Genomic DNA, 12,868 nt, shown 5'->3' on the forward strand with positions numbered 1-12,868 from the left:
AAACTTCAAAACAAACAAGCTGGCTATTAGTTCAATTATCGACCGCTCCACCTTATAGGCAGAAAATGAAAAACTTATAAAGAAAAGACATATCTTAATAAATTTAAAAATAAGAAAAATCGATCGCACTGTCTTTGGTAAGAGAAATCGCCATGCAGGGCAGCTGCTTTTGCCATATACTAGGACCGATCGGCTGTTCCATATGTAATTTGTATATTAAATCGTAGAAGCGCACCCGAGAAGTTGGGTGCGCTAAATCTAGAAAGAGTAGGCGGTGAGACCAGTGCTGTAGGCGGGTTTCCCGCGACCACCGGAACAGGCCAACCCGGAGGGGGTTCTCCCCGTTGAGCAAACTTCGGGAGGGTGAAGTCTGTCGAACTCACGTTAGTGAGAAATAGATTTTTGCAACTTTGGCGAAAGTTGACGGGCTTTAAGGATCGCTGCTATCAAAAAAGCGTAAGCTAAAGAACCGATGATAACTAAGCTTATACTAGCAAGGTACTTGTGCTGTTGTTTCTCTTGCAATGTAGTCACAATAGACCCAATAGCGTGTATGGTAGCTGTAGTCATACAGCCAATTCCTAAAAGCTGCCAACGCCATGATTTTTTCAGCGTACTCAAACCAATAAAGTAGCCAAAGTAGCCACTGTATGCTACCTGTCCGGAAATATCTCCTAAAATTTGGGGAATTAAAAGTGTTAATCCTGCAAAATGACCGCTTTTTTCAATCTCTTCATGCACGTGCATCATAGTCTCTACTAAAGCAAATCCAGTTGCAGAGGCTGTTCCTAAAAGTATTCCATCTATTGGCTCCCATATCCCAATGCTTTCCCTTTTAGGTGATGAAAGTAATCTACCTATTAAGTAGACTAAGAATACTGGAAATGCTTTGAAAAGTTCTTCTGATAATCCTTGTCCTAAAAAAGTCTTAACAATTATCTCAAAAAAATTATCATCATGATGAGATGAAAATAAATGCAATCCACCTAAAAGGGGTAGAGCTGTAGCTAAACCTACGCTGAATAATAACCACCAAGGCTTATGTTTATGGCAAATTTTATGTATAAAGTAATGACTTGAGATAGCTAAGTAAGCTGCTAAAATGTAGAAGAATTTATCACTATTTCTAGTAGCTAACATTCCTACTACAAACAGTACTGTAATAAGACCTGGTATTAGGAAGCCACTTTGGTATAAGTCAAGCTTGTTTGAGATAACAGGAAATATCTCTGTCAGGCTAAGAGAATGAGCCGTAGGAATATGTAAAGATGATATCGAAGTTTTATTGTTAGTAAATTCTTGTGGGAACTCATGAGAGTTCAAGCTAACACTGTCGCTAGATTCTTGTGAGAACTCATGAGAGTCAATGCTAAGACTGTCGCTAGATTCTTGTGGGAACTCATGAGAGTCAATGCTAAGACTGTCGCTAGATTCTTGTGGGAACTCATGAGAGTCAATGCTAACACTGTCGCTAAGTTCTTGTAGAAACTCATGAGAGTCAATGCTAACACTGTCGTTAGGTTCTTGTAGAAACTCACGAGAGTCAAAGCTGACAGTAATTGTGCAGGAACCTATTTGCAAAATATCACCACTTGTCAAAATACAACGTGTTTGACGTTGACTATTGACAAAAGTACCGTTAGCACTGTTCCTATCTATGACTACTAAATGATTTTGTTCACAGTCAATTAAGGCATGGTAGCGAGAAACTTGGTGACTCTTAAGCAGCATTCGTGCGACGCGCTTACCGTTATGTTCGACGGGCATCTGAGAGAACTCTCGACCCAAGGCTATGGGTAAACTTAAACGTGGTTCTCTCTGTTCTCCTGTCACTGGATCTTTCCAACTTAATTGAATTTGAAAGTTCTTAGTCATTAGTTATTATGGTCTGGCTAAAGTATATACCTTCAAAATTTTGACCGGAGTCCCCTGGGACATCACAAGTTAACCAAATCATTAATAATTTATAATTTGTAATTGGAGGTAAGCAAAATGGTTGCGCTCAAATTTTGATACAGCCTTAGTATTTGACATTCCGGATTTTACAAAAAATCTAGATTGAAGATTGTGTTAGATCGATCGCATATTGATTCCGTGTTAAAACGTTTTCTTCTTCACGTGCTCCTATACGAAATATGGCAGCCAATTCATTTGTAAGAGTGACACATTATAGAGGATAGCTGTGCAGGTGGCTAAGTTACAAGCCAAAATGGAAGCAAATTTAAGCGATTGCGATCGGACCCCTTCTATATAAGCGACTCATCCAAGAGAGGAGTGGGTGAAGCGGGATGGATAGCGATCGCGTTCTCAGTCAGTTCTAGAGCAAAAGTGCAACCCTTGAGTCAGGGAACAACCCGGAGCCCGAATTTATCTATTTACCTTTCCACTGGGAAATGACGACTTATACTGACTGTGACGGATAAGTTTAAGACAGTGCGATCGCATTGGTTTAAGCTCAAAAATTGTGTTTTTGCGTTTTCGGGATATAGAGCAATTAACCTAGAAAGGCATTTTTCTGCTTGAGGATATTTACCTCTGGCTAGAATGTCATAACATTGCCTGTAATTTTGAGCAAAAACAGGCGGTACTGCGATCGCAACTAGATAACTTAGGACGAAAGCATGTTGCTCATCCTTACAACACATCAGCAATACTTGAGGACAAAGGCTTCCTCACACTTCTGGTAGTTAGGCGCTGAATCCTCCGTCAATCATTAAGTTTGCCCCAGTGATGTACCCGGCTTCGGGTCCAGCCAGATAAGCAACCATCCCCGCAATCTCCTCAACTGTACCGTAGCGGGGCAGTGCCAGAAACTGCTTTTTGAGCATCTCGGCAAACTCACCCTCCGGAGGATTCATATCCGTAGCGATCGGTCCGGGCTGCACGTTGTTAATTGTAATTCCGCGTGGACCGAGATCCCGCGCCAGTCCTTGTACAAGCCCTTGTAGGGCAGATTTGCTCATAGCATAAACACTACCACCTGTAAATGGCATACGTTCGGCATTGGTACTGCCGATATTGATGATGCGTCCGCCTTCTTTCATGTGTTTCACTGCAGCTTGGGTTGCCACAAACACGGCACGCACGTTAATTGCAAAAGTTCGATCGAAGTCCGCAAGCTTGAAATCATCGATAGGTGCGATCGCCAGCACACCCGCATTATTAACTAAGATATCAATGCCACCTAATTGGTTCACTGTGTGTTCAACAGCAGCCACTACCTCACTGGCTTCGGCACTGTTGGCTTGGATAGCCAAAGCCCGAACTCCCAGTGCCTGCAATGCATCAGCAATTTCCTTGGCTCGATCGGGCGAGCTGGTATAGGTGAAGGCAACATCAGCTCCCTCATTGGCCAAACGCTTGACGATAGCAGCCCCGATGCCTCGACTCCCTCCTGTAACAAGTGCGCGTTTATTCTTGAGTGTGTTATTCATATTCGATACCATAGATCGGATATTAGATAATTTGCTGTGTGTCTCATGCTTGAAGCATCTCCGGGCTAAAACTAGCGATCGCTAAATTCAAGCATAAAGACCAATATTACAATATTCACAGCAAACAATTCTTTTAAGTCACACTCAAAGCTTTTAAATTCCATTAACTTTTGGTCGGGTTATGGTTGGATTTTGGTTAAGGGATCGGTCAAAGTACGAGAAGATTTTCGGTGGATGGGGAGTTGAATCATAAACTCAGTTCCTTGACCAATTGTGGAAAAGCATTCGCGTATGCCACCATGTTTTTTGGTAATAATTTGATAGCTGATGGCCATACCCATACCTGTTTCTTTGCCTACAGGTTTAGTCGTGAAAAAGGGATCGAAGATGCGGTTTTTTACTTGTTGGAGCATTCCCGGTCCGTTGTCTGTGATTGCAAATGAGAACAAATTGTAATGGTAACGCTTTAATTGTGCGAGAGTGACGCTTCTTCATTAGGTAGGCTTGTTAAAAGTAAATTGTAAAATATTATACATATATTGAGTGCAAAAAGGCACAAGGATCAAAAGCTTCTTATTATATGCTTTGATATCTGTGTTTCATACTAATTGTCTCAAGACTTGCTATATAGTATTCCCGCTTAAGTAAGTAGAGAGGCACAAAAAAACCGAACTATGTAACGAAAAGTAAAGTAGCCGAAAAACCTTTTCCCTTCTGCCTTGTTATGACGATAATTTTTAATGCCGACCTACTTAAGCTATCCAACAGTAAGTTGAATCACGTTTGTCTGGATGCGATCGCCTTCAACCACAAGTGCAAGAAGTTGAAGAGCGGCGTAGCTTTATTGTTCGCGCTGACGGCGATGAGTAAAAGGAACCAGCATTGGAACTCGGCGACGATAATCGGCATACGCCTGACCGTGAATATTTACCAGATCGCGTTCTTCAAACTGAATAGCAACTAAAATGTATGCTGTTGTAATTAATGCAAAAACTAGGTGAGTCACGGTCATCGTCGGAGTTGACCAGAAGCCAAGAAACCAACCGACATAGAGGGGATGACGCACATATTTGTAAAGACCTGGTGTTGCAAACGCGAGATGGGTATATTCTTGACGTTGCAGGTAGAGCCAAACCTGGCGCAGACCAAATAGATCGAAGTGATTAATCAAAAACGTTGATACTAGCACCAGCAACCAGCCAGACGCAAACAAAGCATAGATAATAAGAACGCTCATAGGGTTTGTTATATTCCAGATGACGCCCCCAATGGGTTGCCAGAAATGGAACAGAGCAATTAAGCAAAGGCTAGAAAACAGAACATAAGTGCTGCGTTCAATTGGCTTTGGTACAAACTGAGTCCACCAGTTTTTAAAGCCTTTACGAGCCATGACACTGTGTTGAATGCCAAAAATACCTAGCAAAGCAGCATCAACTAGCAAGGCATTAGCCCAGGAGATCGCTGGTGCTGAATCGATAGAATGGGGAACAACAAAATTTCCCACAAATCCAAAGGCATAAAGAAACGCGAACAAGAAAATTGCATAGCAGACCAGACCGTAGAAAAACGCTGCCAGTCGAGCTATCTTATTTCGTTGCATAGAAGGAAGAGTTTGTACACTCATAAGCGGCTCCTGAATTTGAAAAATAGCGTTTACAGAAAATGTTGACAACGTTTTCGTTGCTTTCTATTGCTATTCTGTTCAAATTTTTTCTTCAAAAGTTTAGTGAAATTCAGGTATGTTTTTTCAGATTTTTGAGAAAATTAAGAAATTTCAGAAAAATTTAGGTCATATTTTGTCATCTTTAAGCGCGGGATGAGCGTACTTGCGGTTGCTATCGAAGAGCGATGACGTCCCCAGTCGCTCTCAAGAAATACGAGCCGAAAAACTCCAGTTCATTGATGTTTTACCGACTTTGATCGTGTATTACATGTAAAGAAGAGTTCCTATCCTTGTATTACACGGTAGGAGCAGTCTAGAAAACACTTCAATCCCAATTTGAATTGAAAAATGGGCTTTTCCATCCGTTCAATGTTAAAGCAATATTTCGCCAACAGTGTCTCAAAGCTGTAGGAAATTAGTATAATGAGAATATTTCCAAGTTTTTGGACTGGCTGTTGGCTTGACCTTACTATCGTCTAATGTTGATTTTTTGAAATATATTTTTGAGTTATAGATAAGTATAAGTTCATTGCCTTAATATGTGTTCGGACTGCGTTTGTATAGCCTTGTACGGACTGATAATAAAACTCTATTGAGTCGTTACCTTGTGGGTTCAACAATCGTAAGTATTGAAAGGATTTATCTGCGTTATATTTTATACCTAAGCCGTAGCGCGTTATTAATAAACTATCTTCTTGTGCGACTGAGAAGTGATTGTACATCTGTAAAACTAGTCCACACGACTCCACTAATTTGCCATGCTTGTAGGCTTTTAAAGCACAGTTTTGAAATTGCTGTATAACGTATTGTGAAATTTTTAGACTCATCTTAAATATATAAACTCAGTATAAATCAACATTTATAGTTCTTGCTACCGAGAACTTGTTTTCATAGATTCTTACCCTATCACTGCCGCATATCCATTAGCAATTGTAATGATTGTAAATGAAGAATTTCGATCTCGATAAGTATCTCCCTGCTAATTATCACTCTAGAAAAAACTTTTTTGCTAATCTACCAAAAGGAGTAAGTTATCAATTGTATTGTTTATAACGGTTAGAATTAATATTTAGCTAAATATTCTTCATGTTCTAACGTTGTAGTGCTTGCTGCAACGTTCTTTTTATTAAAAAGGTTAGTAAAGCCAATAAATAATGGTACGGAAGGGGTTTCCGTACCACTGCCAGGAATATTTATAAGTGTAAAGAGAAAAAATGAAGATAGCGTGTAGAAAAACTTCAGTTGATATGAGGGACAAAATAGAGTAAGTTCTTTTGAAAAAACTGCTCGATTTCCTGAATGTTTGAAAGGGCAAGCTTTCTAGCCCGCCCCAGACAATGGACAATCTATTTTATGGAAAACCTTGCAATCAACCTACGCGGACTACACAACGAAATCCAATGTGGCAGGTTGAGGTATCAACTGTTTCTGGATGTCGTGCTGCTGGTCGGTAACGCTGGCAGTAGTTGGGCGCACAAAGAAAAGAACCTCCTTTGAGGACTTTTCTTGGTATTTGAGCTTGGAGTACAGTAGGGTCGTAACTTTCTTCTTTTGTTGCACCTCTAGGGTTGGTGGGAATGCAGCAAGGTTTTGATTTGTTTTCTGGGTGATGGTCTTGATACCAATCTGTTGTCCATTCCCAAACGTTGCCTACCATATCATATAAACCGTAACCGTTGGGAGGATACAAACCAACTGGTTCTGCTCCAGGAGGGTTTGGTTTTAGGTTTTGCCAGGGAAACTCTCCTTCCCAAGTGTTTGCCATCCGCTTGCCCTTAGGGGCAAATTCATTGCCCCACCCATAAACAGCATTATCCAATCCACCACGAGCCGCAAATTCCCACTCTGCCTCTGTTGGAAGTGATTTACCAGCCCAATTTGCATACGCTACAGCATCTTCATACGCAATATGTACTGCGGGATGGTTTTCTTTCCCTTTAATAGAACTGTCCGGTCCTGTAGGATGTCGCCAGTTAGCACCAGGGACGTAAACCCACCAGTTACAATTTTGTAAATTGACAGGTTGATTTGGTTGCTGAAAGACAGCCGAGCCTGGTACAAGCAGTTCCGGGATAGCACCTGGGTAATCTTCTAGCTTTGGTTGCCGTTCTGCAACAGTTTTATAGCCTGTGGCTTTGACAAAACGTTGAAACTGTTTATTGGTAACTGCATAGCGATCCATCCAGAAACCACTGACACGAACGAGATGAGCTGGGCTTTCTTCAGGGTAGTGGCGATCGGACCCCATCATAAAAGTCCCGCCCGGTATCCAAACCATATCGCGATCGCTTGGTTTTTGAGGAGGTTTGAGTGTTCTTTGTTTACCAAGGTTATGGTTTAAATTCTCTTGGCACAATCTTTCTTGCATAACTCGCTTTCTTTAAGCCGGATAAGGCAATACTTGTGCATCCCACGCTTGAAATTTAGTGCGAAGTTCTTCTAATACGTCAGGGTAATCATCTTTGAGGTCTGTTTGTTCGCCTTCATCGGTAGCAAGGTTAAACAAGTACTCTTTGTCTCCTTGCTTTAAGTACTTCCAATCCTCACTGCGGACTGCTGCTTGAAGTGGTTGTGAAGAACCGGGGCGATAGGCTTTGTAGCGCCAGTATAGCGATCGCGGGTAAACAGCTTTTTTGCCTAAAACGACAGGCAGCAAATTCTTCCCATCAAGAGGATAGTTTGGATCGGGTTTAGTGCCAGTTGCTGCCAAAATTGTTGCAGTTAAATCCATCGTAATAGTCACTTGAGTATTCACTTGATTGGATGGGATAACTCCCGGCCAGCGAATAATAGCAGGGACTCGCAAGCCACCTTCATACAAACTACCTTTTTTACCTTGATAGGGACCAAAATTAGAGTACTCTTCTCCTCCATTATCACTAACGAAAATCACTATTGTATTATCAGCCTGCCCGGACTCTTCCAAAGCTGTCAGGACTTTACCAATTCCATCATCAAGGCTTTTCATCATTGCAGCATAAGTTTCTGGCGAGCCTCCTGCAGTAAAGCTATTGGAATTGTAAAAAGTTCTACTTAATTCTTCATCTTCCGGTCCTTCCCAAGGCCAGTGTGGTGCAGTGTAATGAAGGCTGAGATAAAACGGACGAGTACGAGGTCTTTTAATAAAGTTAACAGCACGCTCGGTATATAAATCTGTTGTATAGCCCGATCGATCTACAAGCTCTTCACCTTCGTAAAAATCAAGAGATCCATTGCCAGTTTTATGGGTGAAGTAGTCAATTGCTCCACTATAGTTGCCGAAGAACTCATCAAAGCCGCTTTTTAAAGGACCATAATTGGGTAAAAAGCCAGTATGCCATTTACCTACCAATGCTGTCTCATAACCGTTAGCTTTTAAAAGAGAAGCTATTGTAGGGTGTTCGGGCGGTAATCCTACAGTTTCTCCCCCAGCTAAGGGTTCTTGAAGACCAACTGGCAATCGGGCTGGATAACGACCTGTAAAAAAGCCTACACGTGTTGGCGTACAAACGGTTTGTGCTGCGTAAGCATTAGTAAATCTTGTACCCTCTTGCGCCAGTTGGTCTAAATTTGGCGTTTGATAATTTGTCTGTCCGTAAATGCTCAGATCGCCCCAGCCCAAGTCATCCGTTAAAATAAACACTACATTTGGACGCCGTTGTTTGGCAGAAACAGAAGAAAAAACGCTCGAAGCTCCTATCGTTATGGCTGTAGTGGCAATAGCAGTGCCTAAAAATTTGCGCCGACTAATTGCTTCTGGTAGATCTTTGTGCATATCCCTATTTCGTGTTTGTTGTGTTGATTGCCTCAGTCACAGTCATCAAAATTTGATTGTTTCAATTACCAAGTACCAAGGCATTTTTCATCCGTCGATTAAAGATAATTTCGCACCATGCAAAGCCAAAAGTACGGTAAATGCATGGAATAACAGTATTTAGTTTGCAAATGAAGACATCATTGCATAAGGGGTGTATGTGAGGCAAGTATTTCTCAAACAAAAGTATAGATTGTGAGGCTACGGTTCTAACTTATGTATAATTATTTCTCTAATTTATGGAAAAAATAAGTAATTTTGGGGATTTATCTTTTCTATTAAATAGTACAATTGTTCTATTAGAAAGAGTTTTTGTTCGGCTATCACCCTCAACTGGGGTAGGAGTTTCTTGTATGTTTGGCCGCATCACACATATTAGCATATTAGTCAAGGACTAAGGTGAGGCGCTTCTCTAGTACACAGAGAAGTTGGAACTTAAATGGCAATAGATAATAAGCAGTGATTTTTTCCCTCCAGAGAATTCCATAATTATGATGACCCCAGTAAAAAGTGCGATCGCAACCCGAGTTGACAAACCATCTAAAACACCCTCTGAGTTTGAGCAACAGTATTTTGAAGAAAATGCAATCGATAGTAGCAGTCATGAAAATTTCGCCTTCCCAACCCTGACGGAAGTGACTAAGGCCATTTTGCATCATGCCTTTTGGTTAGCCGAGCGAAAACGAAAGCTCCCGGTAAAAGAGTATAAAAAATTACTTATAGAGAAAGACTGGAAAGGCGAGGAAAAAAGGTATCTCAAAATAGCTGCTGCATTTGGGAAATTTTTGCCTTGTGAGTTAGCACACATAGAGCCAAGAACCGTGTATCAGTTAGCGGAAAACAGCAAGAAGTACCAGCCTGTTATAGACAAGCTTCTAGACTTAACAGCAATCACACAAGAGGCTGTTCGTTCTTTAATCAAAGAACAACGTACTTCCAGAAAACCGAAAGCTGAAAAACCCAGTATTTGGAGGCGAACAAGTGATGGGAGGAGGTATTGCCAAATTCCACCCATTCACGAACCAGACGAACGGACGGGAATTGCTTTACAAAAAATGATAGATGAAGAAGGATTAAGCGCCCAGCATATTGTAGCTGAAGCTATAGCCTTGCGATCGGCATACAAAGAAGGGCGGTTAGTCCTTATAGATAATCACGAAGTTAAAATGAGTGAAACATAGAAAAAGGTGCGGATGAACTTTCCGCACCCCTACCTACAGATACAAACCTTGTTAAGAGGAACTATATACTTACATTTAGATATGGAATAATGAAGAAGTTGTGGAGACAATTATCAAAAGTAGAAAAATTTGCAATTTCCCAATATTATGGGTTCTAACGCGCACGCATCCCCAACTGTAGCGCAAGGTTAGTTGGGATGCGTTCAAATCTCCACAACTTCTTCATTTTTGTTAATTACAGTTAACAATAGCGTTACTCATAACGCTACTATATAACTCATTCTTTATTTCTAAACACTTATGCTAACCTCCCCTTAGGTAATACCTGAGGGGTATTTTAATGAATTGCACGAAATTCTCCATCAACCATGCATCGTGGTAATTCATGTGCTTGCAGAAATAAAAAAAGATGCGGGAGATCGTCCGCACCAGTGCCTGAAAAACAAACTTTATCAAGAGAAACTAGTCTTGAATTTATCCAAAAAAAATGAAGAAACTGTGGAGATAGCGGTAAGTAATTGAGAAAAGTAGTAAAGATATGATTTAATACTGCTCGGTTAAGGGGAAATAGAGGGGGAAATTAAGCTTATAATGGCCAATGGTTTAGCCACCATCTCAAATAAACGAGTCATAACCGCAGCAGCTGTTCGTTGGTTCTGACTGTATTAACCGCGCATAAGGACCGTCAAGTTGTGACATCTGTTGGTGGGTACCTCTTTGTACGACTTTGCCTTGTTCGAGAACAATGATTTCATCACAGTCACGGATGGTACTCAAGCGGTGAGCCACAATCAGGCTAGAACAACCACGATAGCGCATATTTCGGTCAATAATTTTTTCTGTTTCTGCATCCAAGGCGCTGGTGGCTTCATCTACGATCAAAATTGTGGGGTCGTTGACTAATGCACGAGCAATTTCTAAACGCTGGCGTTGTCCGCCACTAAAATTAGCCGCACCTTCTAAAAGATTTCCTTCATATCCTCCAGGTAAGGCTAGAATCACTTCATGAATTGCCGCATCAATGCATGCTCGCACTAGTTGAGAATTAGATACTGTGTCATCCCACAAGGTCAAATTCTCGCGGACAGTTCCAGCATACAAAAAAATCTCCTGTTCTACCATTGCCAGAGAATTAGATAGTATTGCTCTGGGAATTTGTTCTCTGGGAATACCATCAAAGAGAATTTGACCGGACCAAGGTTGATAAAGCCCTGCGACTAATTTGGCAACTGTGGATTTACCAGAACCACTACCCCCAACGAAGGCGACCCTTTCTCCTGGTTTGATCTGAAAACTTAAATCTTGAATGAGGGGAGGATCGGTTCGCGAATATCCAAAGCTGACATTTTTTAATTCTACATATCCCTGAAGTTGGCAGTATGAAGCATACTGTAGCGGTTTTGGCGAAATAAGTAAATTTTGACTGTCTAATTCTGGATCGATAGGGTTTTGCAACACATCATCTAAGCGGTTCAAGTCACCTTCTAGTTCTTGAAGGGTACTGCCAAAATTGATGAGAGAGTTTACTGGAGTGAGAAAGCTTGTCATTAAACTTTGAAAAGCAACTAACATTCCAATACTTAAGTGTCCATCCATCACCCGTAGCCCCCCAATCGCTAAAATTGCTAGAGAGCTCAAACCAGTTAAAAATGTAGGTAAAAGACCTAAGAATTGATTGGTAATGCTTAGTTCTTGCTGACCGTTGATAAATTTGGTGTAATAGCCAGACCAACGGGCAAAAAAATCAGATTCTAATGCTGATGCTTTCAGAGTTTCCATGCTCTGGAGACCGGCGATTTCAGTACCTGCTACTTTGCCTCTGTCTTGGATGGTTCGCGTATAAATATCTGTACGTTGTCGTGAAACTGCTTGCAATGTCAATATATTAATGGCAGCAAAACAGATAGCGATCGCAGTTAGCATACGATCGTAGGCTAACATGACTGTGGCATAAAATACCAGCATCACACTATCAATAACAGTTCTAGCTAATTGACCCGATAACACTTCAGCTACTTTAGTATTAATCTTAATCCGACTGCTAATTTCTCCGGCAAATCTTTGAGCATAAAATCCTACTGGCAATTGCAAAATATGATGAATAAATTGCCCTGACATTTCTACCGATAATTTTATATTCAGTTTCCGGAGAAAGCGTCTTTGGAGTAATGTCAACCATGCCTGAATAACCATAGTAATTGTCATCCCCAAAATCAGGGGACGAAGCCAGTCTGTACGATTTTCTACTAAGATATTATCTACAAATACCTGGTTGAAAACTGGTAGGACAAACCCTGGAATCACTAAAAAAAATCCCGTTAGCAAACAATAAAGAATAGGTCCCCAAGAATTCTGCAAACGAGCGAGTAATGAGCCGATTAAGCTAGGCTTGCGACCTCCTTTTTGAAATTCTGTTCCTGGTTCCATCACGAGAACTACCCCCGTATAAGCTTCATCAAATTCCTGTAAAGAAATTCGCCTTGGACCTGTAGCTGGATCGTTAAGATAAACCCAATCTTTTTTAAATCCTTCAACTACTAAAAAGTGATTGAAATTCCAAAAGACAATATACGGCGGGCGGAGTATTTTTAATTGTGCCAACTGCTTTTTAAAACCTTTAGCTTGCATTCCGTAGTTTCTGGCAGCTTTAATAATATTGGAAGCTTTACTACCATCACGGGAAACGCCGCAATTTTGCCGTAATTCTGCTAGAGGAACAATTTTATGGTAGTAAGCCAAAATAATTCCCAAAGCAGCTGCACCGCACTCCACGGCTTCCATTTGCAAGAGGCTCGGA

At 41.1% G+C, this 12,868-nt stretch carries 8 protein-coding genes and 1 pseudogene; 1 reads left to right on the forward strand and 8 read right to left on the reverse strand.

Annotation, left to right across the window (positions count from 1 at the left end; all coding sequences use genetic code 11):
- Nucleotides 1-384: 384 nt before the first annotated feature.
- The 7 genes and pseudogenes from AB0756_RS09640 to AB0756_RS09670 form a co-directional block, all read right to left on the reverse strand.
- Entirely contained in the window at nucleotides 385-1,875 is a 1,491-nt protein-coding gene (locus AB0756_RS09640) for a PrsW family glutamic-type intramembrane protease (RefSeq protein ID WP_167844614.1), read from the reverse strand.
- A 500-nt stretch (nucleotides 1,876-2,375) separates the two neighbouring features.
- Nucleotides 2,376-2,645, reverse strand: coding sequence for a hypothetical protein (locus tag AB0756_RS09645; protein WP_137986411.1), 270 nt, complete (start codon nucleotides 2,643-2,645; stop codon nucleotides 2,376-2,378).
- Nucleotides 2,646-2,687: 42 nt separating this feature from the next.
- Nucleotides 2,688-3,446 carry a 3-oxoacyl-ACP reductase family protein gene (locus AB0756_RS09650; RefSeq protein WP_038078517.1) on the reverse strand — a complete coding sequence of 253 codons (759 nt, stop codon included), beginning with the start codon at nucleotides 3,444-3,446 and terminating at the stop codon, nucleotides 2,688-2,690.
- A 167-nt stretch (nucleotides 3,447-3,613) separates the two neighbouring features.
- Nucleotides 3,614-3,886: pseudogene (locus AB0756_RS09655) on the reverse strand (sensor histidine kinase); the annotation flags it as partial.
- Between the two features lie 389 nt (nucleotides 3,887-4,275).
- Nucleotides 4,276-5,058, reverse strand: a complete 783-nt coding sequence (mddA, locus tag AB0756_RS09660; protein ID WP_038078616.1) for a methanethiol S-methyltransferase — start codon at nucleotides 5,056-5,058, stop codon at nucleotides 4,276-4,278.
- 1,408 nt (nucleotides 5,059-6,466) lie between these two features.
- Nucleotides 6,467-7,465 carry a formylglycine-generating enzyme family protein gene (locus AB0756_RS09665; protein WP_038078521.1) on the reverse strand — a complete coding sequence of 333 codons (999 nt, stop codon included), beginning with the start codon at nucleotides 7,463-7,465 and terminating at the stop codon, nucleotides 6,467-6,469.
- A gap of 12 nt (nucleotides 7,466-7,477) precedes the next feature.
- On the reverse strand, nucleotides 7,478-8,851 hold the full coding sequence (locus AB0756_RS09670; RefSeq protein ID WP_038078523.1) for a sulfatase: 1,374 nt from the start codon (nucleotides 8,849-8,851) through the stop codon (nucleotides 7,478-7,480).
- A 530-nt stretch (nucleotides 8,852-9,381) separates the two neighbouring features.
- Here AB0756_RS09670 and AB0756_RS09675 point away from each other — a divergent pair.
- Entirely contained in the window at nucleotides 9,382-10,071 is a 690-nt protein-coding gene (locus tag AB0756_RS09675) for a hypothetical protein (protein WP_038078525.1), read from the forward strand.
- Nucleotides 10,072-10,686: 615 nt separating this feature from the next.
- Here AB0756_RS09675 and AB0756_RS09680 read toward each other — a convergent pair.
- On the reverse strand, nucleotides 10,687-12,852 hold the full coding sequence (locus AB0756_RS09680) for an NHLP family bacteriocin export ABC transporter peptidase/permease/ATPase subunit (RefSeq protein WP_038078527.1): 2,166 nt from the start codon (nucleotides 12,850-12,852) through the stop codon (nucleotides 10,687-10,689).
- Nucleotides 12,853-12,868: the final 16 nt, after the last annotated feature.

Origin of the sequence: Tolypothrix campylonemoides VB511288_2, from assembly GCF_045999855.1 — a bacterium.
Lineage (GTDB): Bacteria > Cyanobacteriota > Cyanobacteriia > Cyanobacteriales > Nostocaceae > Scytonema > Scytonema bouteillei_A.